The organism is Actinoallomurus sp. NBC_01490, assembly GCF_036227085.1.
Classification (GTDB): domain Bacteria; phylum Actinomycetota; class Actinomycetes; order Streptosporangiales; family Streptosporangiaceae; genus Actinoallomurus; species Actinoallomurus oryzae.
The window spans coordinates 2,251,617-2,277,078 of record NZ_CP109433.1; the positions used below are offsets into that span (position 1 = coordinate 2,251,617).

The 25,462-nt window shown below is 72.5% G+C and carries 26 protein-coding genes; 18 read left to right on the top strand and 8 right to left on the bottom strand.

The features are described from left to right. Window positions 1–32: 32 nt before the first annotated feature. Complete coding sequence (locus OG417_RS11150) at window positions 33–1,082, top strand: Gfo/Idh/MocA family oxidoreductase (RefSeq protein WP_329253690.1); 1,050 nt, start codon at window positions 33–35, stop codon at window positions 1,080–1,082. Between the two features lie 26 nt (window positions 1,083–1,108). Here the strand turns inward: OG417_RS11150 and OG417_RS11155 are convergent, their stop codons facing one another. Both OG417_RS11155 and OG417_RS11160 read right to left on the bottom strand, forming a co-directional pair. Continuing rightward, window positions 1,109–1,384, bottom strand: a complete 276-nt coding sequence (locus OG417_RS11155; RefSeq protein ID WP_329253693.1) for a hypothetical protein — start codon at window positions 1,382–1,384, stop codon at window positions 1,109–1,111. A 132-nt stretch (window positions 1,385–1,516) separates the two neighbouring features. Beyond that, a complete protein-coding gene (locus OG417_RS11160) occupies window positions 1,517–2,074 on the bottom strand; it encodes a hypothetical protein (protein ID WP_329253696.1) in 558 nt (185 codons plus the stop codon). A gap of 444 nt (window positions 2,075–2,518) precedes the next feature. On the opposite strand from OG417_RS11160, the gene tnpB reads away from it, so the two are divergent. The 3 genes from tnpB to OG417_RS11175 are packed head-to-tail and all read left to right on the top strand — an operon-like array spanning window position 2,519 to window position 5,097. Beyond that, on the top strand, window positions 2,519–3,901 hold the full coding sequence (gene tnpB, locus OG417_RS11165; protein WP_329253699.1) for an IS607 family element RNA-guided endonuclease TnpB: 1,383 nt from the start codon (window positions 2,519–2,521) through the stop codon (window positions 3,899–3,901). 36 nt (window positions 3,902–3,937) lie between these two features. Continuing rightward, window positions 3,938–4,651, top strand: coding sequence for a peptidoglycan editing factor PgeF (gene pgeF / locus OG417_RS11170; protein WP_329253701.1), 714 nt, complete (start codon window positions 3,938–3,940; stop codon window positions 4,649–4,651). A gap of 35 nt (window positions 4,652–4,686) precedes the next feature. Beyond that, window positions 4,687–5,097: a RidA family protein gene (locus OG417_RS11175; RefSeq protein WP_329253703.1), complete on the top strand. Its 411-nt coding sequence runs from the start codon at window positions 4,687–4,689 to the stop codon at window positions 5,095–5,097. 12 nt (window positions 5,098–5,109) lie between these two features. On the opposite strand, the gene OG417_RS11180 is transcribed toward OG417_RS11175, so the two are convergent. After that, window positions 5,110–5,694, bottom strand: coding sequence for a TetR/AcrR family transcriptional regulator (locus OG417_RS11180; RefSeq protein ID WP_329253706.1), 585 nt, complete (start codon window positions 5,692–5,694; stop codon window positions 5,110–5,112). 97 nt (window positions 5,695–5,791) lie between these two features. On the opposite strand from OG417_RS11180, the gene OG417_RS11185 reads away from it, so the two are divergent. The 5 genes from OG417_RS11185 to OG417_RS11205 all read left to right on the top strand — a co-directional run bounded on the left by OG417_RS11185 (window position 5,792) and on the right by OG417_RS11205 (window position 12,156). Further along, window positions 5,792–7,282 (top strand): aldehyde dehydrogenase family protein, encoded by a 1,491-nt coding sequence (locus OG417_RS11185; protein WP_329262237.1) that lies wholly within the window; start codon window positions 5,792–5,794, stop codon window positions 7,280–7,282. Window positions 7,283–7,311: 29 nt separating this feature from the next. After that, a complete protein-coding gene (locus OG417_RS11190) occupies window positions 7,312–8,856 on the top strand; it encodes an amino acid permease (RefSeq protein ID WP_329253709.1) in 1,545 nt (514 codons plus the stop codon). After that, a complete protein-coding gene (betA, locus tag OG417_RS11195) occupies window positions 8,853–10,493 on the top strand; it encodes a choline dehydrogenase (protein ID WP_329253712.1) in 1,641 nt (546 codons plus the stop codon). The genes OG417_RS11190 and betA overlap by 4 nt, the downstream gene beginning before the upstream one ends. Window positions 10,494–10,584: 91 nt before the next feature. Then, the gene (locus tag OG417_RS11200) at window positions 10,585–11,724 is read left to right on the top strand and encodes an FAD-dependent oxidoreductase (protein WP_329253715.1); all 1,140 of its coding nucleotides are present in this window, start codon (window positions 10,585–10,587) and stop codon (window positions 11,722–11,724) included. A gap of 93 nt (window positions 11,725–11,817) precedes the next feature. Then, window positions 11,818–12,156: a HEAT repeat domain-containing protein gene (locus tag OG417_RS11205; protein ID WP_329253718.1), complete on the top strand. Its 339-nt coding sequence runs from the start codon at window positions 11,818–11,820 to the stop codon at window positions 12,154–12,156. A 71-nt stretch (window positions 12,157–12,227) separates the two neighbouring features. On the opposite strand, the gene OG417_RS11210 is transcribed toward OG417_RS11205, so the two are convergent. After that, window positions 12,228–13,109 carry an esterase/lipase family protein gene (locus tag OG417_RS11210; RefSeq protein WP_329253721.1) on the bottom strand — a complete coding sequence of 294 codons (882 nt, stop codon included), beginning with the start codon at window positions 13,107–13,109 and terminating at the stop codon, window positions 12,228–12,230. Window positions 13,110–13,346: 237 nt separating this feature from the next. Between OG417_RS11210 and OG417_RS11215 the strand changes: the two genes are divergently transcribed. The 6 genes from OG417_RS11215 to OG417_RS11240 all read left to right on the top strand — a co-directional run bounded on the left by OG417_RS11215 (window position 13,347) and on the right by OG417_RS11240 (window position 17,829). Continuing rightward, on the top strand, window positions 13,347–14,060 hold the full coding sequence (locus OG417_RS11215) for a maleylpyruvate isomerase family mycothiol-dependent enzyme (RefSeq protein ID WP_329253724.1): 714 nt from the start codon (window positions 13,347–13,349) through the stop codon (window positions 14,058–14,060). Window positions 14,061–14,070: 10 nt separating this feature from the next. After that, the gene (locus OG417_RS11220) at window positions 14,071–15,150 is read left to right on the top strand and encodes a threonine aldolase family protein (protein WP_329253727.1); all 1,080 of its coding nucleotides are present in this window, start codon (window positions 14,071–14,073) and stop codon (window positions 15,148–15,150) included. Between the two features lie 70 nt (window positions 15,151–15,220). After that, entirely contained in the window at window positions 15,221–15,544 is a 324-nt protein-coding gene (locus OG417_RS11225) for a YciI family protein (RefSeq protein WP_329253730.1), read from the top strand. Then, entirely contained in the window at window positions 15,541–16,779 is a 1,239-nt protein-coding gene (locus tag OG417_RS11230; protein WP_329253733.1) for an RNA polymerase sigma factor, read from the top strand. Before OG417_RS11225 ends, OG417_RS11230 begins: the two co-directional genes overlap by 4 nt. Before the next feature lie 73 nt (window positions 16,780–16,852). After that, a complete protein-coding gene (locus OG417_RS11235) occupies window positions 16,853–17,191 on the top strand; it encodes an MmcQ/YjbR family DNA-binding protein (protein ID WP_329253736.1) in 339 nt (112 codons plus the stop codon). After that, on the top strand, window positions 17,188–17,829 hold the full coding sequence (locus OG417_RS11240) for a maleylpyruvate isomerase family mycothiol-dependent enzyme (protein WP_329253739.1): 642 nt from the start codon (window positions 17,188–17,190) through the stop codon (window positions 17,827–17,829). The genes OG417_RS11235 and OG417_RS11240 overlap by 4 nt, the downstream gene beginning before the upstream one ends. Before the next feature lie 19 nt (window positions 17,830–17,848). Here OG417_RS11240 and OG417_RS11245 read toward each other — a convergent pair whose 3' ends face one another. Then, window positions 17,849–18,451 (bottom strand): TetR/AcrR family transcriptional regulator, encoded by a 603-nt coding sequence (locus tag OG417_RS11245; protein ID WP_329253742.1) that lies wholly within the window; start codon window positions 18,449–18,451, stop codon window positions 17,849–17,851. Between the two features lie 134 nt (window positions 18,452–18,585). Here OG417_RS11245 and OG417_RS11250 point away from each other — a divergent pair, with 134 nt between their 5' ends. The 3 genes from OG417_RS11250 (at window position 18,586) to OG417_RS11260 (ending at window position 21,692) form a co-directional block, all read left to right on the top strand. After that, window positions 18,586–19,521: an SDR family NAD(P)-dependent oxidoreductase gene (locus OG417_RS11250; protein WP_329253745.1), complete on the top strand. Its 936-nt coding sequence runs from the start codon at window positions 18,586–18,588 to the stop codon at window positions 19,519–19,521. Window positions 19,522–19,542: 21 nt separating this feature from the next. After that, window positions 19,543–20,553, top strand: coding sequence for a DNA polymerase IV (locus OG417_RS11255; RefSeq protein WP_329253748.1), 1,011 nt, complete (start codon window positions 19,543–19,545; stop codon window positions 20,551–20,553). A 92-nt stretch (window positions 20,554–20,645) separates the two neighbouring features. Continuing rightward, on the top strand, window positions 20,646–21,692 hold the full coding sequence (locus tag OG417_RS11260; RefSeq protein WP_329253751.1) for a magnesium transporter CorA family protein: 1,047 nt from the start codon (window positions 20,646–20,648) through the stop codon (window positions 21,690–21,692). Here the strand turns inward: OG417_RS11260 and OG417_RS11265 are convergent, their stop codons facing one another. Genes OG417_RS11265 through OG417_RS11275 form a run of 3 tightly spaced genes read right to left on the bottom strand, consistent with a single transcriptional unit; the run spans window position 21,693 to window position 25,236 of the window. Continuing rightward, on the bottom strand, window positions 21,693–22,514 hold the full coding sequence (locus OG417_RS11265; RefSeq protein WP_329253754.1) for an FAD binding domain-containing protein: 822 nt from the start codon (window positions 22,512–22,514) through the stop codon (window positions 21,693–21,695). It lies immediately after the preceding gene. Next, on the bottom strand, window positions 22,511–22,984 hold the full coding sequence (locus OG417_RS11270; RefSeq protein ID WP_329253757.1) for a (2Fe-2S)-binding protein: 474 nt from the start codon (window positions 22,982–22,984) through the stop codon (window positions 22,511–22,513). Before OG417_RS11270 ends, OG417_RS11265 begins: the two co-directional genes overlap by 4 nt. Beyond that, window positions 22,981–25,236 (bottom strand): xanthine dehydrogenase family protein molybdopterin-binding subunit, encoded by a 2,256-nt coding sequence (locus OG417_RS11275; protein WP_329253759.1) that lies wholly within the window; start codon window positions 25,234–25,236, stop codon window positions 22,981–22,983. Before OG417_RS11275 ends, OG417_RS11270 begins: the two co-directional genes overlap by 4 nt. Window positions 25,237–25,462 lie beyond the last annotated feature (226 nt).

The following is a 25,462-nucleotide window of genomic DNA, read 5'->3' on the forward strand; positions in this document are numbered from 1 at the left end:
CGGCGTCCTCCTGACAGTGACCGAGGAGTCCGATGAGATCGAAGGTGCGAGTCGCCCTGATCGGCCTGGGCCGGATGGGCCGCGTCCACGCGCGCAACCTGGCCGGGCGCTGCCGGTCGGCGGAGCTGGCCGTCGTGGCCGACGCCGACGCCGGCATGGCCGAGGCCGCCGGCGCGGAGTTCGACGTGCCCTGGACCGCCGACGCCGACGAGATCCTGGGCGATCCCACCGTGGACGCCGTGGTGGTCGCCACCCCCACCGCCACCCACGCCGGTCTGGTGGTCCGCGCCGCGCGGGCGGGCAAGCACGTCTTCTGCGAGAAGCCGATCGCCCTCGACCGGGCCGCGACCGTACGCGCCGTCGAGGAGGTCGCGGCCACGGGCGTGCGGTTCCAGGTCGGTTTCCACCGGCGCTACGACCCCGACTGGGTGGCCGCGACCCGCCGCATCCACGCCGGCGAGATGGGCGAGCCGTACCTGTTCCGTACGTCGCTGCGCGACATGAAGCCGCCGCCGGTGGAGTTCCTGGCCGGATCCGGAGGGTTCTTCGTGGACATGACCATCCACGACCTGGACACCGCCCGCTGGATGGTCGGGGAGGTCGTCGAGGTCGCCGCGTACGGGACGGCCATCGCCGACGCCGCCATCGGCGAGATCGGTGATCTCGACACCGCGCTGGTCGTGCTGAGGTTCGAGAGCGGTGCGCTCGGAGTGATCGACAACAGCCGTGCGGCGGGGTACGGCTACGAGTGCTCGACCGAGGTGATGGGCCGGGCGGCCACGGTGCGGATCGACCGGCCGCAGCACCGCCACTACCAGTGGCTGACGCCGGACGGCGCGACGTACGGGATCAACCGCGACTTCGAGGAGCGGTACCCGCTGGCCTACGCCGAGGAGCTGGAGGCGTTCGCCCGCTGCGCCCGCGACGGCACCGCGCCCGCCGTCACCGGCCTGGACGCGCTCGCCGCGTTCGACCTGGCGACCGCCGCGGACCTGTCGTGGCGGACCGGCCGCCCGGTGCCGGTCGTGCCCGAGCGGAGGGAGGACGGCGTCGTCTACTCCTTCGCGGGGCGGGACCGCTGAGTCCCGCCCGGGGCGGCCGTCGTCGATCAGGGGAAGGTCACCTGGTGGATGTGGCAGAACCGCACCCGCTTGCAGAACGCGTTACGGCTGGAGCCGACCCCGCCCGCGTTGGTGTTCGAGATGATCTGGAAGCCCTTGTTGTGGGTGGGGCTGCGGATCGAGAAGGCGTTGTGGTTGTGCTTGCCGTTCCCGTTGTGGTTGATGTCGCCGTTCAGGACCGTGAGCGTGCCACCGTACGCCGGGGTCGCGGTCAGGCAGATCCCCACGGTGAGGAGGACGACGAGACCGCCATTCCCTCGCATCGGCGAATTCCTTTCGGCGGGAGCGCGGACCGGCTCGGTCGGGACATCGCGTGCATTCGCCTCCATACCCGGTCGCCGCCCGGGCAGTGCGTACGTACGCGGATGATGGCCCTCTCTTTGCCCCCGCCGGAATCAGGCGAAGAACCCGAAAGGCAGGGAAAAGGAGCCGGTGTCCGCCGAGGCCCCGAAACGCGCTCCCGAGTCCGACGCCATCAGCATGAACCCGTCCGGCCCCATGTACATGAACGGGGTGCGCGGGCGCGGCCTCGGCGCCGGCCTGACCTGCGGCACGATCGCCTGCGGCGCGACGGCCTGCGGCGCGACGGCCTGGGGCACGACGGCCTGGGGCGTCACGGTCTGCGGTGGGGCCTGGGCGGAGGCGGGCGCCGGGGCGGGCCGCTCCGGCTGGATGATCGTCACCTTCTGGTTGATGGTGCACGAGGTGACGTGCCGGCAGAGCCCGTTCTGGACCGGGTTCGTACCGCCCGCGTTGCCGTTGTTGGTGTGCTGGTAGCCACGGTTGTTCGTGGGACTCCGTGACGACAGGACGTTGCGGTTGTGGTGTCCGTTGCCGTGGTGGCCGCCGTCGCGGCGTACGGCGGCGGGCAGACGCGCCGCGTGCGCCGGCGGCGTGCGGGTGGCCCCGATCAAGGTCGTCGCGGCGGAAATGGCGACAACATGGTGAATCATTCCTCGTGACCTCTTGTGCGTCGGGGATCGAGCGGTGCGCGTTCCGCTGGCCTACCCGGTGCCGGAGCGGCGATCGTAGTCCCGCCGTTTACGGGCGCGATTATTACCGCCCCTTGGCGATGACCCGCCCCGCACTCCAGCTCCGACGGCCGTGCTAAGGCAGGCACCGAAGGCCCGCAGCGAACATGTGCGGCGGCGATGAATCGAGGCTGGCAACCCTGGCGAAGCGCGAGCGTCTGGAGCGAACGTATGTTTTAGTGAGTGTGTGAAGCTTGCGGAGTGGGCGAGGTCGCAGGGCATTCATCCGCCCGCTTACCGGCGGTTCCGGGAGGGTAAGACGCCTGTCCCCGCCCGCCGTCGGCCCACCGGCACGATGGGGGTGTACACCCCGCTCCCGCTGCGGACGGTCGCCGCGGCCGAGGCTAAACCCGGCGGAGACCGCCTGTGAAGGTCGTTCAGGCGTATCGGTACGCGCTGGATCCCACGCCCGCTCAGGCTGCGGCCTTGGCGTCGCACTGTGGTGGGGCTCGGTTCGCGTTCAACTGGGGGCTCGGGCAGGTCAAGGCGAACCTGGCGCAGCGGGAGGCGGAGAAGACCTACGGCATCCCCGAGGAGCGGCTGACGCCGTTGCTGTCGTGGTCGATGTACTCGCTGCGGAAGCGGTGGAACGCCGCGAAGAGCGATGTGGTGCCGTGGTGGGCGGACAACTCCAAAGAAGCGTATGCCTGCGGTCTGGACCGCCTGGCGGCCGCGTTGAAGAACTGGGATGCCTCCCGCAAGAGTAAGCGGGCGGGTGCACGGGTCGGGTTCCCGCGGTTCAAAGCCAAGCATCGCATCGTCCCGTCGTGTCGGTTCACCACCGGCGCCATCCGGGTAGAGAGCGACCGGCGTCATGTGACGCTGCCCCGGCTGGGCACGATCCGCACGAGCGAATCCACTCGCAAGCTCGCCCGGCATCTGGAGCGCGGCACCGGCCGGATCATGGCGGCCACCATCCGGTACAAAGGTGGGCGGTGGCTAGTGTCCTTCACGTGCGAGATCGAGCGGGCCGAAGGCGTCCCCGCACGCCCCGATGCCGTGGTGGGGGTGGACCTTGGGGTGAAGGATCTCGCGGTGCTGTCCACCGGTGAGCTCGTCCCCAATCGGCGGCACCACGCCGCGGCGCTGCGTGAACTCCGCAGGCTCGGTAAGGAACTCGCCCGCCGTCAGGGTCCCCGTACCCCCACGGGTGACAGGCGTGAGGCATCCGCCCGCTGGCACAAGACCAAAGCAGCGCTCGGCCGCGCGCACGCCAAGGTGGCCAACCAGCGGCGTGACGGAGTGCACAAGCTCACCAGTCGCCTGGCCGCCGACTACGGCACGGTTGTGGTCGAAGACCTCAACGTGTCGGGGATGCTGGCCAACCGGCGGCTGGCCCGCGCGGTGGCCGATGCCGGCATGAGCGAGGTACGGCGGCAGTTGGCCTACAAGACCACCTGGAACGGCGGGCGGCTGATCGTGGCCGACCGCTGGTTCCCCTCCAGCAAGACCTGCTCGGGTTGCGGCGCGGTGAAAACCAAGCTCGCCCTGTCCGAGCGGACCTACACCTGCACCACCTGCGGACTTCTCCTCAATCGGGATGAGAACGCCGCACGCAACCTGGCCGCACTCGCGGTCGACGTCGCCCAGAGTTGCGGGGAGACGGAAAACGCCCCCCGGGAGACCGGGCGGGACGGCATCGGCCGTTCCGGTGGAGCCGGTGTAAGACCCGCCTCAGGTGGGCCGTCGGCACTGAAGCGGGAACCCCGGAAACGGGGAACGCCGGGCCGCAAGGCCACGGCTGCCTGATATGCACCCCGCATTTGAGGTAACGGGAGCCACGCGATGAAGCCGGGTCGAGTTCACACGGTCATCACCGATCGGCTCGGCGGGGTCAGCGCCGCGCCGTACGACAGCCGCAACCTGGGCGGCGCGGTCGGCGACGATCCGGAGGCGGTCCGCCGCAACCGCGAGAAGACGGCGTTGGAGTTCGGGGCCGACCCGGCGCGCGTCGTCTACATGCGGCAGGTCCACAGCGCGGACGTCGCGTACGTGACCGCTCCGTTCGGGGACGAGCCGCCCGCGCTGGACGCGGTGTTCACCGACGAGCCGGGCCTGGCCCTGTGCGTGCTCGTCGCCGACTGCACGCCGGTGCTGATCGCCGACGCGGACGCCGGGCTGGTGGGCGCCGCACACTCCGGGCGGGCCGGCACCGCCCACGGCGTCGTGCCCGCGCTGGTCCGCGCGATGACCGCCCGCGGCGCGGATCCCGCCCGGATGAGCGCGCTGATCGGCCCGTGCGCCTGCGGGCTCTGCTACGAGGTCTCCGCCGAGCTGCGCGACCAGGTCTCCGCGGGGCTGCCGGAGTCGTGGTCCACGACGCGCCGGGGCACCCCGGCCCTCGACCTGCGGGCCGGCATCACCGCCCAGCTCGCCGCCGAGGGGGTCACCGAGATCCACCACGACGGCCGCTGCACCATCGAGACCCCCGAGCTGTACTCCTACCGCCGCGACCGTACGACGGGCCGCTTCGCCGGCTACATCCGTCTCGACGGCTGACCACGCGGGCCCGGCCCGCCATCAAGGGAGGACGCATGATTCGCCGCTGGAGCCCGGACGGTCTGGCAGCACCGATCGGACAGTACAGCCACCTGGCCTCGGTGCCGCCCGACCATGAGCTGGTCTTCATCTCCGGGCAGGTCGGCGCGCTCGAGGATGGCACGCTCGCCGGCCCGGACGCGGAGTCGCAGACGCGTCAGGCGTTCGCCAACATCGCGACGCTCCTCGACTCGCTCGGCGCCGGCCCGGCCCACCTCGTCAAGCTGCTGACGATGGTCTCGGCGCGCGAGCACCTCGCGGGCAGCCGTGCGGCGCGGGAGAAGATCTTCGCGGCGTGGTACCCGGAGGGCGACTGGCCCGCCCACTCGCTCATGGTCGTCGACTCCCTGGCCGCGCCGGAGCTGACGGTGGAGATCGAGGGCGTCGCCGCGGTGCCCCGCCGCTGAGGGCCCCTGCGGTCAGCGGGAGCGCGGCGGCTCGCCGAGGGCGCGGCGGAAGAGGGCCTCGATCTCGTCCCGCGTGGGCGGCGGGTCGGCGAGCAGGGCCTGCATCACCAGGCCGCAGAAGGCCGCGGCCAGCAGCCGCCCGGTGACCGCGTCGGTACGCGAGGCGAACAGCTCGACCAGTGCGTCGTCCCAGTTGTTGCTCGCATGCCGGAGCGGCGGGCGGTGGAGCGCCGCGACGTACAGCTCGTACTCCACGACGGTCTGCGGGCGTTCTTCGGTGAGGCCGCGCACCACGAGGTCGGTGAGCGCTGCGGCGAGGTCGGCGTCGGCGGGCAGATCGCGCTCCCAGGCGCGCAGGCGGGCGACGTTGTGGTCGGCGGCCGTGCGCAGGGCGACGGCCAGCAGGTCGTCCAGGGTCGCGAAGTGATACGTCGTCGACCCCAGCGGCACGCCCGCCGCCGCCGCGACGGCGCGATGGGTCACGCCCTCGACGCCGCGTTCGGCCACGACCGCGATGGCCGCCTTCGCGATCTTCTCCCGGCGGGCCGGATCGGTCGGCCCCCGCCCTCGTCTGCCGAGGTCCCCGTCCGTCGACATAGGTCAGCAGTCTCCCAAACCCCGCGCCGCCGCGCAGCGGGCGCATTGACGGCGGCCACCTCATTTATGTACAAACGTACGCAAGGGGAGCGGAGGGATAAACGAGAGGAAATTCGGCATCAAGCGGCTCTACCTCGACGGCGCCTGGGCGAACTCCTCCTCCGGAGCGACGTCGACGACCCTGAATCCCTTCGACGCGACCGTGCTGGAGACCGTGGCCGAGGCGTCCGCCGACGACGTCGATCGCGCGGTGGCCGCCGCCCGCGCCGCCTTCGACTCCGGCCCCTGGCCGCGTACGCCCGCCACCGAGCGCGGCCGTACGCTCGCGCGGATCGCGGACCTGCTCCAGCGCGACCGCGAGTCGATCGCCCGTACGGAGAGCCTCGACACGGGCAAGACGCTGAGGGAGGGGCGCGCCGACGTCGACGACGTCACCGCGGTGTTCCGCTACTACGCCGGTCTCGCCGGCACCCACGCCGGCCGCGTCGTCGATCCGGGCCGGCCGGACGTCGTCAGCCGGATCACCCATGAGCCGGTCGGCGTCTGCGCCCTCATCGCGCCGTGGAACTACCCGCTGCTCCAGATGTCGTGGAAGCTCGCCCCCGCCCTCGCGGCCGGCAACACGACCGTGCTCAAACCCAGCGAGCTCACCCCGCTGACCACGGTGGCGCTGGTCGAACTGGTCGAGGAGGCGGCGGTGCCGCCCGGCGTCGTCAACCTCCTGCTCGGCGCCGGCGGCACGGTCGGGCGGGCCATGGTCGCCCACCCCGGCGTCGACCTGATCTCCTTCACCGGCGGGCTGTCCACCGGACAGGAGATCATGGCCGCCGCGGCGCGGGGCGTACGCCGCGTGGCGCTGGAGCTCGGCGGCAAGAACCCCAACGTCGTGTTCGCCGACGCCGACTTCGACACCGCGGTGGACTACGCGCTCACCGCCGCCTTCCTCCACTCCGGCCAGGTCTGCTCGGCCGGCGCGCGGCTGATCCTCCAGGAGGAGATCCACGACCGGTTCGTCGCGGAGCTGGCCGCCCGCGCCGACCGGATCCGCCTCGGCGACGGCCTGGACCCCGGCACCGAGTGCGGGCCCCTCGTCTCGGCCGCGCACCGCGCCAAGGTCGAGAGCCACATCGAGCGCGCGCTCGCGGACGGCGCGCGGCTGCTCGCCGGCGGCACGCGCCCGGCCGACCCGGCACTGGCCGGCGGGTTCTTCCTCCGCCCCACCGTGCTGGGCGACTGCACCCGGGACATGGCGGTCGTCCGCGAGGAGGTGTTCGGGCCGGTGGTGACCGTCGAGCGGTTCGGCACCGAGGAAGAGGCGGTACGGCTCGCCAACGACACCGGCTACGGCCTGGCCGGAGCGGTCTGGACGGCCGACGCCGGACGGGCGCAGCGGGTGGCGGCGGCGCTGCGGCACGGCACCGTCTGGATCAATGACTTCCACCCCTACCTTCCGCAGGCGGAGTGGGGCGGCTTCGGCAAATCGGGGATCGGCCGGGAACTCGGCCCTTCAGGCCTTGAGGAGTACCAGGAAAAGAAGCACATCTACCACAACACCGCCCCCGAGCCGACGCGCTGGTTCTCCGGCTGAAGGGCGTCGATCGAACAAAGGAGCCGGCCATGGCCGTCCATGGCGAATCACTCCCCGTCAACCACCAACGCGACGACTCCGACAGCGCCGACCTCGCCGGGTTCGGCTACAAACAGCAGCTGGAACGGTCCCTCGGGTCGTTCTCCAGCTTCGCCTCCGGGTTCAGCTACATCTCGATCATGACCGGGGTCTTCCAGCTGTTCTTCTTCGGCTTCGGATCGGGCGGCCCGGCGTTCATCTGGACCTGGCCGCTGGTCTTCCTGGGACAGCTGGCCGTGGCGTTCTGCTTCGCCGAGATGGCCGGCCAGTACCCGCTCGCCGGGTCGGTCTACCAGTGGTCCAAGCAGATCGCACGGCCGGTGACCTCGTGGTTCGCCGGCTGGATCATGGTCATCGGAGCGGTGGTCACCGCCGCCGCGGTGGCCGTGGCGTACCAGATCATCCTGCCGCAGGTCTGGTCGGGCTTCCAGATCGTGGGCGGCGCCGCGGACATCGGCGCGACCTCCACGCCGGGCGGCGCGAAGAACGCCATCGTGCTCGCCCTGGGCCTCGTCGTCTTCACCACGATCATCAACATCGTCGGCGTCCGGGTGATGGCCAAGATCAACAACTTCGGCGTCACGGTCGAGCTCGGCGGCATCATCCTGCTGATCGTCGCGCTGGCGGTGCACATCAAGCGCGGCCCGCAGGTGGTGCTGCAGACGAGTGGTGCCGGCGCGGGCCACTCGGCCGGCTACCTCGGCGCCTTCCTGGTGGCCTCGCTGATGAGCGCCTACGTCTTCTACGGCTTCGACACCGCGGGGTCGCTGGCCGAGGAGACCGTCGAGCCGCGGCGGCACGCGCCCCGCGCGATCATCCGCGCCATCACCGCCGCCTTCATCGTCGGCGGCCTGCTGATGCTCGTCGGCATGATGGCCGTGGGCGACATCCACGCCAAGGAGCTCAGCGTCTCGGGCATGCCCTACCTGCTGAAGTCCACCCTCGGCAACACGCTCGGCGACGCCTTCCTCGTCTGCTCGGCCATCGCGATCACGGTCTGCTGCCTCGCCGTGCAGACCGCCGCCATCCGCATGATCTTCGCGATGGCCCGCGACGGGCGGCTGCCGTTCGGCGCGTCCTTCTCGCGGGTCTCGGCCCGCTCGAAGACACCGATCGTGCCCGCGCTGGTCACGGGCGTGCTCACGATCGTCGTGCTGTTGATCAACATCGGCAACCAGCGTGCGTTCTTCGTGCTCACCTCGACCGCGATCATCCTGTTCTACATCCCGTACCTGATGGTGACCGGGCCGATGCTGCTCCGGCGGCTGCGTGGAGCGTGGCCGGGACCCGGCCACGGGCCGTACTTCCGGATGGGCCGGTTCGGGCTCGTCGTCAACGCCTTCGCCGTCCTGTACGGCGTCGCCATGGTCGTCAACCTGTTCTGGCCGCGCGGCGCGGTCTACGGCACCGACCACTGGTACTACCAGTGGGGCGCGCTGCTGACCAGCGTGCTGATCGTCGTCGTGGGCGGCGTGATGCTGGCGGTACGCCGCCGGGCGTGGACGAGGCCGGACGACTCCGAGGTGGTGTCGTGAGCCGCGAGCGGTACGACTACGTCATCGTCGGGGGAGGGTCGGCCGGCAGCGCGCTGGCCAACCGGCTGTCGGCGGACGCCGGCAACACCGTCCTGGTGCTGGAGGCCGGCCGCCCGGACTACCGCTGGGACGTGTTCATCCACATGCCGGCCGCGCTGACCTTCCCCATCGGCAGCCGGTTCTACGACTGGGGCTATGAGTCCGAGCCCGAGCCGTACATGAACGGGCGGCGGATCTACCACGCCCGGGGGAAGGTCCTCGGCGGATCCAGCAGCATCAACGGGATGATCTTCCAGCACGGCAACCCGATGGACTACGAGCGGTGGGCCGCCGACGAGGGCATGCGGGACTGGGACTTCGCCCACTGCCTGCCCTACTTCAAGCGGCTGGAGAACTGCCTGGCCGGCGACGAGACCTGGCACGGCCACGAGGGCCCGCTCGTGCTGGAGCGCGGACCGGCGGTCAATCCGCTGTTCGAGGCGTTCTTCGCCGCCGCCGAGCAGGCCGGCTACCCGCGTACGGACGACGTCAACGGCTACCGGCAGGAGGGCTTCGCGCCGTTCGACCGCAACGTCCACCGGGGCCGGCGGCTGTCGGCCGCCCGCGCCTACCTGCACCCGGTGATGAACCGGCCCAACCTCACCGTACGGACCCGGGCGCACGTCACGAAGATCCTCTTCGAGGGGGATCGGGCGGTGGGCGTACGGTACGGCCGGGGCCGCGAGGCGTACGGCGGGGAGATCATCCTGTGCGGCGGGTCCATCAACACGCCGCAGCTGCTCCAGCTCTCCGGCGTCGGCAACGCCGCCGAGCTGCGCGCCCTGGGCGTCGACGTGGTCGCCGACCTGCCCGGGGTCGGGGAGAACCTCCAGGACCACCTGGAGGTCTACGTCCAGTACGCCTGCAAGCGGCCGGTCTCGGTGCAGCCCGCGCTGGCGAAGTGGCGGCGGCCCATCATCGGCGCGCAATGGCTGTTCCTGCGCTCCGGGCCGGGCGCGACCAACCACTTCGAGGGCGGCGGGTTCGTCCGGAGCAACGACGAGGTCGCGTACCCGAACCTGATGTTCCACTTCCTGCCGATCGCGATCCGCTACGACGGCTCGGTGCCGGCCGGCGGCCACGGCTACCAGGTCCACGTCGGCCCGATGTACGCCGACACGCGAGGGTCGGTGAAGATCCGCTCGACCGATCCGGCGGAACACCCGGCGCTGCGCTTCAACTACCTGTCCACGGAGAACGACCGGCGCGAGTGGGTGGAGGCGATCAACGTCGCGCGTGACATCCTGAACCAGCCGGCGCTGGACGAGTTCAACGGCGGGGAGATCTCCCCCGGCCCGCGGGTGCGGAGCGAGGAGGAGATCCTCGACTGGGTCGCGCGGGACGCCGAGACCGCCCTGCACCCCTCGTGCACGGCCAAGATGGGCACCGGCCCGATGTCCGTCGTCGACCCGGGCAGCATGCGGGTCCACGGCCTGGACGGGCTCCGGGTCGTGGACGCGTCGGTCATGCCGTACATCACCAACGGCAACATCTACGCGCCGGTGATGATGGTGGCGGAGAAGGCCGCCGACCTGATCCTGGGCAACACCCCGCTGGAACCGGACGCCACGGAGTTCTACCGCGCCGTACGGAGCTGAGAGACCGGTTGTGCCGGATCGCGGCGGGGACGCCCACCGGCACGCGGGGCCCTGAGAGACTGGCCGCAGGACGCGGCGTGAAGGGGGATCGGTGCGGATCCTGGTGATCGGCGGCGGTGTCGGCGGGCTCTCGGCGGCACTCGCCCTGCACAAGGCCGGTGCCGAGGTGACGGTGTACGAGGCGCACCCGGCGAGCGGCGACGACATCGGCGCCTTCCTCACGCTCGCCACCAACGGGATGATCGCGCTGGCCCAGGTCGACGCCGCGCGCCCGGTGGCGGACGCGGGCTTCCCGCTCACCTCCATGCGGGTGACCGGCACCGACGGCGCCGCGCTCGCCACCGTGCCGTTGGGCCGCCACGACGAACCGCTCGCCCGCTACCGCTGCCTGCGGCGTGCCGAACTGTGCGCGGCGCTGCGGGCCGAGGTGCTCGGCCGCGGCATCCCCGTACGGCACGGCCGGCGGCTCGTCTCGGTCGACGAGGGGGCGGACGAGGTCGTCGCGCGCTTCGCGGACGGCGACGGCGCCGCCGGTGACCTCCTCGTCGCCGCCGACGGACTGAACTCCGCCACCCGCGCGGTGGTCGATCCGGACTGCGGCCCACCGCGCTACGCCGGCCAGCGCGTCTTCTACGGCTACACCACCACCGCGTTCGGCGAGCCCGAGCGGATCGAGATGATCCGCGGCAGCGCCGCCGCGTTCGGCCACGCCGTCTCTCCCGCGGGAGAGACCTACTGGTTCGCCCGGGTCGCCGGGGCCGCGCTGACCGCGGGGGAACTCACCGGCGGCTCGCCGGAGGCGTGGCGCGAGCACCTGCTGCCGCTGCTGCGGCCCGATGCCACCGTGGCCGCGGACATCGTCGCCGCCACCGGCGAGCGGCTGATGGCCACCAACGCCTCGGACCTGCCCCCGGGCGGGCGCTGGCGTACCGCGCGGACCCTGCTCATCGGCGACGCCGCGCACGCCGCCTCCCCGGCGACCGGGCAGGGCGCCTCCATGGCGATGGAGGACGCGGTCGTGCTGGCCAAGGCGCTGCGTGATGCGCCGTCCACGGAGGCGGCCCTGGAGGCGTACGAGCGGCTGCGGCGGCCTCGCGTGGAGCTCAACACGGCCACCAGCGCCCGGCTGACGGCGAGCCGCGCACCCGCCCGGCGGCCCGGTACCGGGCCCGCGGGCGTCCCCGACGAAGAAGAGGTCGTCCGCACGCTCGACTGGTCCGCCCCGCTCTGAGAGCGGAGCGGCGTCGGCCGGGAATGTCGTATCCGGCGTTTACCATGCGATGCGTCCGTATCCCGAATTCGTTGTGGACGCGAGGACGACCTGATGACCAACCGGCGCTTCACGCAGGCGCTGGAGTCGATGCGGAGCCCGGACGCGCGGCTCCGGACGCACGGCTTCGACTTCCTGCGTGAGCATGCGGACGCGTACGTGGACGAGCTCATCGCCGAGTTCGGACGAGAACCGGACGACGAGTTGCGCTGCTGGCTCCTGGAGCTGATCTCCGAGGCGCGGTCGCCGCGCGCGCTGGACGTGCTGGCCGGTGAGCTGGAGAGCGACGACGACTCGGTGCGGTTCTGGGCGATCCGTGGGCTGGAGATGCTCGACACCCCGGGCGCGCACGAGGCGCTTGAGCGGGCGCGGGAGGGCGGCTGGATCACCTGAGCGTGGTGTGACGGAGGCCGGGGACCCGGGGGCGGGATCCCCGGCCTCCGTCTGGCGGGGCCGATGGTGGTTCAGCCGTGTGACAGGCAGGTGGTCCGCGAGGCGTGCGCCGGGTCCAGGGCGTTCTCGGTCTCGTGCAGCACGACCGGGTCGAAGGCCATCGCGATGTGCTCGGAGACGTCGGTGGCGCACAGGTTCTGCAGCGTCACGTTGTGCACGCCGCCGCCGCTGAGGAACTGGCCGGAGTACGGCGTGACGACCTCGTCGTACCGGCTGGCGATCACGGTGTAGCTCACGCCGGGCACGGTGTCGCCGCCGGAGTTCAGCCGGGTGAGCAGGTCCGATCCGACGACCTGGTCGGCGCAGGCGGGGCAGGCGGAGTTCAGGACGTCGGTCGCGCCCGGGAACTGCGCGGCCAGCACCGCCAGGCCGTCGAGCGTGGTGCCGTGGTTGGAGGGCGCCAGGCCGACGAGCGTGTGCACCTTGGCCGCGCCGCCGAGGAACTTCAGGTAGTAGCGCGGCATCATGCCGCCCTGCGAGTGCCCGACGATGTCGACCTGCGACGCGCCGGTGGCCGCGAGGACGCCGTCGACGAACGTGGACAGCTGCGCGGCCGAGTCGGCCACGGGCGCGATCGCCCGCAGCACCGGGACGCCGGCCTTCGCCCCGTACGTCAGGGCGAACACGCAGTAGCCCCGCGACGCGAGGGCGGGAGAGTCGGCGATCCAGTTCACGGTGCCGTCGGCGAACGTGCCGTGCACGAGGACGACCGGTCGCGGGTGGGCGGCGCTCGGCCGGCACGACCAGTCGTTCGCGCCCGGCACGCCGGGTGCGGCGAGGGCCTTCGCGGCGTCGACGGGGTCGGTGGCCTGGGCGACGGGGCCGAGCAGCGTCGTGCCCAGCAGGGCGGTGGCGGCGACGAGCAGCGACCGTAGTGCGCGGCGGGGCAGCACGGATCCTCCCGGGGGCGAGGGGGAGCAGGGGACGGCGTGCCGAGGCTGTGAAGCAGATCACAGGACGGTTACTGACCAGTAAATTAACCCTGTCACGAGAAATTGACCAGCCGGTAACAAGTAACGGTTGAGTAACGCCATCTCCCCGGGCCCTGCGCCCGCCGGGAGGCCGATGTGGGCGTCGGTGCCGGAAGGCGCGATGATTCTGGGGGACCGGCCCCTGCGGGAGGAGAGGCGATGGACGACGTACGCGCGACCCTGGCGGAGGTCGAGGCCGCGAGCGCGCGGCTGACGGCGACCGTGGACAAGCTCACCGACGACGACCTGCGCGCCCCGTCGCGGCTGCCCGGCTGGACCCGCGGGCACGTGGTCGCGCACCTCGCCCGCAACGCCGACTCGTGCTGGAACCTGCTCGAATGGGCCCGGACGGGCGCGATGATCCGGCAGTACCCGGACGACCGGGTGCGCGACACCGGCATCGAGGCCAACTCCGGCCGTCCCGCGGCCGAGCTGCGCGCCGAACTGCGCGTCGCGGTCGAGCGGTTCGCCCTCCAGGCCGCCACGCTGCCCGCGACCGCGTGGCGGTCCACGGTCGCGGCCCGCTCGGGCTGGACGCACCCGGCCTGGTACGTCCTGTACCGCCGCTGGCGGGAGGTCGAGGCGCACCACCTCGACCTGGACTTCGGCTACCGCCACACCGACTGGTCGCCGGCGTACGTCCGGTGGGAACTGACCGAGACGCTCGAGGCCATCCGGCTCGACGGCGGCCTGGCCGCCGGCCGCGTCCGCGCCACCGACCTCGACGTGGACGTGCGCCTCGGCGACGGCCCGGAGATCAGCGCGCCCGGCCACGAGCTGTTGGCCTGGCTCACCGGCCGAGGCGGCGCCTCCGCGGGGTGGCCCGCCCCGCCGCCCTGGCCCGGGCCCGCCGCCCACTGGCGCGAATCCTGAGCAGGCCGGGGTGACCGCGACGACTCCGGAGATCCGGCGATCGCTGTTCCTGCACGCGCCGATCCGCCGGCGGCCCCGCGTCGTGCTCGAGGGCCTGCTCGACCTGGTGGACGCCGACACGCCACCCGACGGGCCCGACGGCCCGATGGCGGTACTGGAGCGCCGCCTCGCCGGGCTGCTGGGCAAGGAGGCCGCGCTGTTCTTCCCGAGCGGCACGATGGCTCAGCAGGTCGCGTTGCGGGTGCACGCCGCACGGAGCGGGCGGCGCGGGTTCGCCGCGCACCCGCTCTGCCACCTCGAGCAGTGGGAGAAGCAGGGCTACAACGTCGTACACGGCCTGTGGCTCCACCGCGCCGGTGACCCGAACACCCTGATGACCGCCACCGACCTCGCGGCGATCGGCGAGCCGCTCGCCGCGGTGCTCTGGGAACTGCCGCAGCGCGACCTCGGCGGCCTGCTCCCCGAGTGGGACGACCTCGCCGAGCAGGTCGCGGTCGCCAGGGCCGGCGGCGCGGCGCCCCACCTGGACGGTGCCCGCCTGTGGGAGGCCCAGACATACTACCGCCGTCCGTTCGAGGAGATCGCCGGCCTGTTCGAGACGGTCTACATCTCGCTCTACAAGAGCCTCCAGGGCACGCGCGGTGCCGTCTTGGCCGGTGACGCGGCCACGATCGCCGCCGCCGGCGTGTGGCGTACCCGCCTCGGCGGCGCGATTCCCGACGCGTGGCCGCTCGCGCTGACCGCGCTCGCCGGCCTCGACACGATCCCGCCGCGCATGCCGGTCTTCCGCGAGCACGCGCTCGCCATCGCCGCGGCCGTCAACGCCGACGGTGCCGCCCGTACGTGCCCGGACCCGCCGCAGACGCCCCTGTTCCACATCCACCTGCCGGCGCCGAAGGAGGCGGTCGAGCGGGCCGGTGCCGCGCTGCTCGCCGAGACGGGCGTGCAGCTCTTCCCGCGCGTGCGCTCGCTCCCGGACCCGCGCCGGTGCGCGTTCGAGATCAGCGTCGGCGAGAACGCCATGGAGTTCACCCCCGGCGAGGTCGTCGGCCTGATCCACGAGCTGCTCGACCGCGCCGATTCGAGCTGATGTCCGCGGCCCATGTCCCTTACGGGGGTTTCCGTTCGTCGTACGAGGTGAGGCGGCATGAGGAGGATCCGTGAAGTACCTGTTGTTGATCTGCGGTGACGAGTCCGCGGCCGAGCACGCCGAGGACGGCTGCGGCGGCTGGAGCGAGGAGATGCTGCGCCGGGGCGTCGTGCGCGACGGGGGCGGGCTGCGGCCGCCGTCCGAGGCCACGACCGTACGCGTGCGCGACGACACCGTGCTGCTGTCCGACGGGCCGTTCGCCGAGACGAAGGAGCAGATAGGCGGGTTCTGCCTCATCGACTGCGCCGGCATGGACGAGGCGCTGGAGATCGCCGCGAAGCATCCGGCCGCCGGCTACGGGACCATCGAGGTCCGGCCCGTCCGGCAGCGATGACGACCGAGGTCGAGGCCGCCGTCGACCGGGCCTTCCGCGACGAGTGGGGCCAGGTCGTCGCGACGCTGATCCGGGTCACCGGCGACTGGGACCTCGCCGAAGAGTGCGCGCAGGACGCCTTCGCGCTCGCCCTGCGGCGCTGGCCGCGCGACGGGATCCCCCGGCGGCCCGGCGCGTGGCTGACCACCACGGCGCGCAACCGCGCCGTCGACCGGCTGCGTCGCGAGGCGGTCGGCGCCGCCAAGCTACGGGAGGTCGCCGCCTTGTCCCTGACCGAACCCGGCGAGGCCGCCGACGACGGGGGCTTGCCCGACGACCGGCTGCGCCTGATGTTCACCTGCTGTCATCCCGCGCTGGCGTCCGAGGCGCAGGTCGCCCTCACCCTGCGCACGCTGGCGGGGCTGACGACCGCCGAGATCGCACGGGCGTTCCTCGTCGGTGAGGCGACGATGTCCAAGCGGCTCGTACGGGCCAAGCAGAAGATCCGCCACGCCGGCATCCCGTATCGGGTACCCCCTGCGCACCTGCTGCCCGAACGCCTCCACACCGTCCTGGTCGTGCTGTACCTGCTGTTCAACGAGGGCTACTCCGCGACGGCCGGGGCCGACCTGATGCGCCGGAACCTCAGCGCGGAGGCGATCCGGCTGGCCCGCGTCCTGGTCGCGCTGATGCCGGACGAGCCGGAGGCCGTCGGCCTGCTCGCCCTCATGCTGCTGCACGATGCTCGCCGCGCCGCCCGCCTCGACGCCGCCGGCGACCTGGTGACACTGGAGGACCAGGACCGCCGCCGCTGGGACGCCGCCGAGATCGAGGAGGGTGTGGCCCTGCTCGACGGCGCGCTCCGGCGCGGCGCGCCGGGCCGCTACCAGGTACAGGCCGCCATCGCTGCCTGCCATGCCACGGCCGCCGACCCGGCCGACACCGACTGGCCCCAGATCGCCGCCCTCTACGGACGGCTCGCCCGGCTCGTGCCCACCCCGGTCGTGGAGCTGAACCGCGCGGTGGCGGTCGGCATGGCCCACGGACCGCGGGCGGGCCTGGCGCTGGTGGAGCGGATCGAGGCGTCGGGTGCCCTGGCCGGATACCACCTGCTGCCCGCGACCCGCGCCGACCTGCTCCGCCGGCTGGACCGTACGCACGAGGCCGCGGCGGCTTACCGTGCGGCGCTGGATCTGACCACCACCGACACCGAGAGGCGCTATCTCGGCCGCCGGCTCGCCGAGATTTCGGCCTGAGGCGGTCCTTCGGCGCCCGGCCCGTTCGTCGGTGGGACGTACCGCAGAACCCGAGACAACGGAGGAGACGGCAATGGCCGACCTCGACGATCTGCGCCGACTGGCGCTCGCCCTCCCCGAGACGGAGCAGGGCACCCACTTTCGGCTGGTGGACTTCAAGGTGCGCGGCAAGGGCTTCGCCGGGCTGCTGCCGAACGGCCACGCGGGCGTGTCCGTGCCGGCCGAGCAGGTGCCCGCGCTGGTCGCCGAGCACCCGGTCCTCACCGAGCTGCGGCGCTTCGACAAGGTCATCGGCGTCGAGCTGGACCTGGGCGAAGTGGAAGAGGACCTGCTCGGCCGGCTGGTCGAGCTCGCCTGGCGCTCCCGCGCGCCCAAGCGTCTGGTGGCGGCGTGGGAGGTCGGGAACCGATGAGCGAGATCCGCGAGATCCGCGGGTGGATCGCGGAGGAACGCCGTGAGCTGGCCGCCGTGCTCGCGGGCCTGCCCGCCGACGCGTGGGACGCGCCCTCCCTGTGCGCCGGCTGGCGGGTGCGCGAGGTCGTGGCGCACATGACGATGGCGTTCCGCTACTCGGTCCCAAAGGTGATCTTCGGGCTGGTCCGGGCGAGGGGGAGCTTCGACCGGATGCTGGACCGCGCCGCCCGCCGCGACACGGCCGTGCTGCCGGCCGAGGAGTTGACCGCGGTGCTGAAGGACAACGCCGAGCACCCGTGGAAGCCGCCGCGCGGTGGGTACGGTGCGGCGCTCACCCACGACGTCGTCCACGGGCTGGACGTCACGGTGCCGCTCGGTCTCGACCGGAAGGTCCCCGAGGCGCGCCTGCGCCTCGTCCTGAGCGGCCTGGCCACCGAGAAGGGCCTGAAGTGGTTCGGCGTCGACCTGGACGGCGTCCAACTGCGCGCGGACGACATCGACTGGTCGTACGGCTCGGGGGAGCCGGTCACCGGGGCCGCCCAGGACCTGGCCGTGCTCCTGTGCGGACGCCGGCTGCCCGCCGGCCACCTGACCGGCGCGCCCGCCGCCCGCTTCACCCGCGAGGCAACCGGCTGACGGCCGGCGCGTCAGTTCGCTACGGGCCGGACTCGCCGGCCGTGCCCCGTGCGCCGTAGCGGAGGCCGTCCATCAGCAGGTCGAGGATCCGGCCGGCCTGCTCGCGCTGGGTGGGCTCCGCGGCCATCAGGGAGACGCCGCCGAGGCTCGCCACCACGTCGGCGGCGTCGACGTCGGGCCGTATCCGGCCGACGGCGGCCCCGGCCCGCGTGAGCGTCGTGACGGCCTCCGTCAGGCGGGCCTTGCTCTCGGCGAACGGGTTGCCGCCGGAGGCGATGACGGCGCGCAGGGCGTCGGCCATGCCGCGCTTGGCGGTCATGTAGTCGACGAAGCGGTCCATCCAGGTGCGCAGGGCCTCGTCGGGGGGCAGGCTCGCCAGCAGCTCCGACGTGGCGTCGCACAGGCGCGCGAGCTCCTTGCGGTAGGTGGCCTCCACCAGCGCCTCGCGGGTGGGGAAGTGCCGGTACAGCGTGCCGATGCCGACGCCCGCGTCCTTGGCGATCGCGTCGAGGGTGACCTCCGCCCCGCCGGCCTTCGAGAAGGCGTGCGCGGCGGCGTCGAGGAGGCGGTCGCGGTTGCGCTGGGCGTCAGCGCGCAGCGGTCGGGGGCCGGTGGGTGGCACGGCTCCTCCTCGGATGGCGCGAGTTTGTAAATGGAGGATCCTCCGCTTAGAGTCGGAGTCATTCGGAGGTTCCTCCGGTTCACATCCTACCGGCCGGGTCCCCGCATCGCAGGACCCGGGGAGACGGAAAGATCATGACGACACGCATCACCACGCCCTTCGGCTTCGCCTCCACGGCCGCCGAGGTGCTGGACGGCGTGGACCTCACCGGCCGCCGCGCCGTCGTCACCGGCGGCGCGTCCGGCATCGGCATCGAGACCGCGCGGGCGCTGGCCGGCGCCGGAGCGGAGGTCACGCTCGCGGTCCGGCGCCGCGACGCCGGGGAGCGCACCGCCGAGGACATCATCGCGACCACCGGCAACAAGCAGGTCCTGGTCGCCGACCTCGACCTCGCCGACCAGGCCTCGGTGCGGCGCTTCACCGCCGCCTGGGAGGGCCCGCTGCACATGCTCGTGAACAACGCCGCCGTCATGGCCGCGCCGGAGACGCGCACGCCCGAGGGCTGGGAACTGCAGTTCGCCACCAACCACCTCGGCCATTTCACCCTGACCACCGGCCTGCACGGGGCGCTCGCCGCCGCCGGAGGCGCCCGCGTCGTGTCCGTCAGCTCCAGCGCGCACCTGCGGTCGCCGGTCGTCTTCGACGACATCCATTTCCGCGAGCGCGCGTACGAGCCCTGGTCCGCGTACGGCCAGTCCAAGACGGCCAACGTCCTGTTCGCGGTGGAGGCGACCCGGCGCTGGGCCGGCGACGGCATCGCCGTCAACGCCCTGACGCCGGGCAGCATCCGTACCAACCTGCAACGCCACGTCAGCGACGAGGAGATCGAGCGACTCCGCGCCGAGGCGGGCGCCGGCGCCTCGCAGTGGAAGACCCCCGAGCAGGGCGCCGCGACGTCCGTGCTCGTGGCGGCCTCCCCGCTGCTCGACGGGGTGAGCGGGCGCTACTTCGAGGACTGCGAGGAGGCCGGGCCCAACCGGCCCGGCACACGCTTCGGCGTCGCGGCCTACGCCCTCGACCCGGAGGCGGCGGAGCGCCTGTGGCAGGTCAGTGTCGACACTCTCGGGTGAAGATGGAGTGTGGCCCCGTGGGTGTTGCACGTCGACCTCGACCAGTTCCTGGTCGCGGTGGAGGTGCTGCGCCGCCCGGAGCTGCGCGGCCTTCCGGTCGTCGTCGGCGGCGACGGTGACCCGGCCAAGCGGGGCGTGGTCAGCACGGCCTCCTACGAGGCGCGGACGTTCGGCGTGCACTCCGGGCTGCCCCTCCGTACGGCCGCGCGACGCTGCCCCGGCGCGGTGTTCCTGCCGGTCGACCGGCCCGTGTACGAGGCGGCGTCCGCGGAGGTGATGGCGGTCCTGCGGGCGTACGGCGCGGTCGTCGAGGTGCTCGGCTGGGACGAGGCGTTCCTGGCCGTCGACACCGATGACCCGGAGGCGGACGCCCGCGAGATCCGCCGTCGCGTCCACGCGGCGACCGGCCTCGACTGCAGCGTGGGGATCGGGGGCAACAAGCTCCAGGCGAAGGTCGCCACCGGGTTCGGCAAGCCCGGCGGGGTCTTCCGGCTGACCGGCGAGACGTGGCTCGACGTGCTCGGCGACCGGCCGTGCGACGCGCTGTGGGGGATCGGGCGCAAGACCGCCCGGCGGCTCGCCGCGCTGGGCATCGGCACCGTGCGGGGGCTCGCCGAGACCGACCCGGACGCGCTGGCCGCGCGGTTCGGCCCGGCGACCGGGCCGTGGCTGGTCCGGATCGCACGGGGCGAGGACTCCTCGCCGGTGAGCGCCGCGCCGCACGTCGCGCACTCGCGTGGCCGGGAGACCACCTACCAGCGTGACCTCGACGACTGGGCCGAGGTACGCGCGGAGGTGGCGCGGCTCGCGCGGCGGGTCGCCGAGGAGGTCGCCGCCGACGGGCGCCGGGCCGTCCGGATCGTGGTCAAGGTGCGGTACGCGCCGTTCACGACCCGGACGCACGGCCGGACGCCGCCCGCGCCGACCGCCGAGACGGACGCGTTCGAGCGTGCCGCGCTCGACGCCCTCGACGGCTTCACCCCGGACCGGCCGGTCCGCCTGCTGGGCGTACGGGCCGAACTGGAGCGTTGAACCGCACGCCAGGCCGACCCGTCCTACCGGTACCGAAACGTGCTTGGCATGATCGGGCATGGGGACGGCGGGGTCGAAGGAGCGTGATCCGGATGCGCGTTCGCCTGATCACCGGGGACGGGGCCGAGGATCGCCGCGCCGAGGAGCTGCCGGCCCTGCTCCGCGGCGAGGAGGGGCTGGTCTGGGTCGACATCCCGGCATGCGACGAGGAGGCCGCCCACGCGCTGTCGGAGGTGTTCGGCTTCCACCCCATGGCGGTGCGTGAGTGCGTCGAGCGCAACCGCGTACCCAAGATGCACGCCTATCCCGACCACGTCTTCGTCGTCCTGCACACGCCCGAACGCGGCGAGCGCGGCCACGTGCACTACGTCGAGCTCGACCAGTTCATCGGCAAGAACTACCTGGTCACCGTGCACGGCCCGGTCAATCCGGCGGTGCCCCCGGAGGCCGCGCTGCGCGAGACCGGCGCCGTGCTGCGCCGGATCCGGGCGGGCCGGCTGCGCCCCTCCTCGTCGTGGGAGCTGTCGCACGCGATCGTCTCGGCCGTGATCCGCAGCCAGGAGGAGTACGTCGAGACGGTCACCAAGGACGTCTGGCGGCTCGAACAGCGGGTCACCGGCGGGCAGGTCGGTGACCCGGAGGAGTTCCTCACCGAGCTGTTCCGCGCCCGGCACGGCCTGCTCGCCGTACGGACCATGGGTGCGCTCGGAGCCGCGATCTACGGGCGGATGAAGGCCCTCACGAGGATCTCATCCGCCGGCCGCCCGCTGGTGGCCGACGCGGCCGACCAGCTCGGTCGCGTGCGCGACATGGCCGACAGCGAGCAGGAGTACCTCCAGGGCGTCATCGAGTTCTACCGGACCGTGCTCACGATCAAGTCGACGCTCATCGGCCAGGCGCAGAACGAGGAGGTCAAGCGCCTGACCGAGGCGAGTTACGCGCAGAACGAGGAGCTGAAGAAGATCTCCGCATGGGCGGCGGTCTTCTTCGCTCCCACGTTCGTCGGCACGGTGTACGGCATGAACTTCGACCACATGCCGGAGCGGCACTGGGTGGGCGGCTATCCGTTCGCCCTGATCCTGATGCTGGCCGCCTCGATCGTGGCCTACCTGCTGTTCAAGCGCCGCGGCTGGCTCTGATCAGCTCGCGCGCCCGGCCGCCTCCTCCAGGCCGCGGCGGGTCAGGACGCGGGCCAGGTGCTTGCGGTAGTCCGGGCTCGCGTTGCGGTCGGCGAACGGCGAGGTGCCCTCGGCCGCCTGGGCCGCAGCGTCCGCGATCGAGGCGCCCTCGGCCAGCGCCCGCTCCGTCGCGGTCGCCCGCAGCGGCGTCGAGCCCATGTTGACCAGTCCGACCGACGATCCCTGGACCGCCACCGCCACGATGGCCCAGTCGATGGCCCGGCTCGTCAGCTTCTGGAACGACCAGCCGGGTGAGGCCGGGCGGGGCAGGCGGATCTCGGTGAGCAGCTCGTCGGGCTCCAGGACCGTCTCGAACGGGCCCAGGAAGAACTCGCTCGCCGGGATCTCACGTACGCCCGACGGGCCCGAGGCGACCAGCGTGCCGTCCAGCGCCAGGACGACGGCGGGCACGTCCGAGGCGGACTCGCCGTGCGCGAGCGAGCCGCCGATGGTGCCGCGGTGCCGTACCTGCGGGTCACCGACCTTGCCCGAGGCGTGCGCGAGCAGCGGCAGCTCCGCCGCGAGCAGCTCGGAGTGCTCCAGGTCGTGGTAGCGGGTGAGCGCGCCGACCGCGATGTGGTCGGCCTCGCCGCGGATGTAGGACAACTCGTGGACGCGGCCGATGTCGATGAGGTACTCGGGCTGCGCGAGGCGCAGCTTCATCAGTGGTAGCAGCGAGTGCCCGCCCGCCAGGATCTTGGCCTCGTCGCCGTACTCGGCGAGGAGGCTCACCGCCTCTTCCGCCGAACCCGCGCGCCGGTAGTCGAACTTCGGGGGGATCATCGCGCACCCTCCGTGCTCTCGGCGGCCGACATGATCGCCCGGACGATGTTGTGGTAACCGGTGCACCGGCACAGGTTGCCCTTCAGGGCCGCCCGCACCTCGTCCTCGCTCGGGTGCGGGTTCTCGCGCAGCAGCGACGTCGCGGCCATCACCATGCCGGGGGTGCAGAACCCGCACTGCAGTGCGTGGTGCTCCCGGAAGGCGCGCTGCACCGGGCCCATCTCGCCATCGTCGCCGCCCAGGCCCTCGAGCGTCTGCACCTCGTCGCCGTCGACCTGCGCCGCGAGCACGGTGCACGACTTGACCGACTCGCCGTTGACCAGCACGGTGCACGCACCGCAGGTGCTGGTGTCGCAGCCGACGTTGGTCGCGGTGAGGCCGACCACGTCCCGCAGGTGGTGGACCAGCAGCGTGCGGTCCTCCACCTCGTGGCTGGTCTTCTCGCCGTTGACAGTGATCGTCACGTTCACTGGGCGGTCCTCGCTTCGTTGATCGCGGTCCAGACGCGTTCGGGTGAGGCGGGCATGTCGATGTGCCGTACCCCGAGGTGGCCGAGCGCGTCCACGACGGCACTCTGCACGGCGGGCGTGGAGCCGATGGTCCCGGCCTCGCCGATGCCCTTCACGCCCAGCGGGTTCACCGTCGTGGGCGTCTCCATCGGCACCAGTTCGAAGCTCGGCAGCTCGGCGGCGCTGATGAAGGTGTAGTCGAGCAGCGTGGCGGTCACCGGGTTGCCGTACTCGTCGTAGGCGACCTCCTCGAACAAGGCCTGCGCGGCGCCCTGGGCGATGCCCCCGTGGCGCTGGCCCTCGGCGAGGATCGGGTTGACCACCGGTCCGGCGTCGTCGACGGTCACGTGCCGTACGAGCCGTGGCCGGCCGGTCTCCATGTCGACCTCGACGACCGCGACGTGCGCGCCGAACGGGAACGTCGACTGGTCCGTGGCGAACGTCGTGTCGGCGGACAGCCCGTCCGGCCCGGCGCGCTCGGCGAGCTGCGCCCAGGGCACCCCCCGGCCCGGCACGCCGCGTACCGTCCACGTGCCGCTCTCCAGATCCAGTACGAGGTCGGCCGGGTCGGCCTCCATCTCCTCGGCGGCCAGCTCGCGCGCCCGCTCCTTGATCTCCACGGCCGCGTTGTGCACGGCGGTGCCACCGAGCTGGAGGGACCGGGAGCCGAAGGTGCCGACGCCCTCGGTCAGCACGTCGGTGTCGCCGTGCCGCACGGTGATGCGGTCCATCGGGATGCCGAGCTCGTCCTGGACGAGCATCGCCCAGGCGGTCGCGTGGCCCTGCCCGTGCGGCGAGCTGCCGGTCCAGACGGTGACCGTGCCGTCGGGGTGCACCGAGACCCGGGCGGTCTCGCCCGCCTCCGGGCCGCCTCCGGTGATCTCCACGTAGGCCGAGACGCCGATGCCGAGCTGGATCGGGTCGTCGCGCTCACGGCGGCGCCGCTGCTCGGCGCGCAGCTCGTCGTAGCCGGCGGCCTCCAGCACGGTGTCCAGCGCCTTGGCGTACTCGCCGGTGTCGTAGGTCGCCCCGGTCGGCGTCTGATAGGGGAACTTGTCGGGCGCGACGAAGTTGCGCCGGCGGACCTCGGCGGGGTCCATGCCGATCTCGGCGGCGAACAGGTCCATCGCCCGCTCGATCGCGGCGGTGGCCTCCGGACGGCCCGCGCCGCGGTAGGCGCCGATCGGCGTCGTGTTGGTCACGACGCTGCGGAAGGCCGTCTCGACGCGCGGCAGGTCGTACACGCCGGTGGCCATGAGCATCGTCAGGAACGGCAGCATGCCGCCCATGCGGACGTACGCGCCGCAGTCCTGCACGATGTCGAGCCGGTAGGCCTGGACGCGGCCGTCGCGACCGCCGCCGATCGTGACGGTCTGCAGCTGCCCGCGGCCGTGCGACATGGCCATGAGGTTCTCGTTGCGCGTCTCGACCCAGCGCACCGGCCGGCCGGTGCGGCGCGCGGCCCAGCCGACCACGACCGTCTCCCGGTCGGCGCCGATCTTGGCGCCGAAGCCGCCGCCGACGTCCGGCGCGATGACCCGGACCGCCTCCTTGCCGAGGCCGAGCCGCCCGGTCAGCTCGTCGCGGACCCCGTGGACGTTCTGCGTGCTGGACCAGAGCGTCAGCCGGTCGTCGGCCCACCGCGCGGCGGCCGCCCGGACCTCCAGCGGGGCCGCGGCCACGCGCTGGTTGACGATCGTGCGCTCGACGACGACCTCGCAGCCGGCGAAGGCCTCGTCGTCGAACTCCTTCGCGCCGCCCTTGGCGAGGACGTTCGTGCCCTTGTCGGGGAAGAGCAGCGTCTCGTCGGTGAGGGCCTGCGGGATGCCGACGACGGCGGGCAGTTCGTCGTAGTCGACGCTGACCAGCTCGGCGACGTCCTCACCCTGGTAGTGCTCCTCGGTGAGGACGATCGCGACCGGCTCGCCGACGAAGCGCACGACGTCCTTGGCGAGCAGGGGTTCCGCGCCGGCCGAGGGCTCCGGGAGGTCGTCGAGGTCGTCCGCGGTCAGCACGGCGACCACACCGGGTTCCTCGAGTGCCGCGGAGACGTCGATGCCGGTGATCCGCGCGTGGGCCATCGGACTTCGCACGAACGTTGCGTAGGCCGCGCCCTGGAGCTCGGGCAGCCGGAGATCTTCGAGATAGCGCGCGCCGGTGGTGAGCAGGCGCGGATCCTCGGTACGCACGACGCGCGTGCCGACAATGCTCATAACCCCTCCGAGGTCAAGGGCCGGATTGACCACATCCTATGAATCGCGACATCGGGCGCGAAAACGGGTGCGGCATGTCCTATTGATCATTTCACTGGCCGGGGCGGCACGGCCACCATTCCACGCCGCGTCCGGCGCACCGCCGGGCCCTCGATCCCTCATCGGTACAGCGATCGCCGGCAGGCGCATGGCCCCGGCGCCTCGAAAGGTGCCGGGGCCGTCCGCC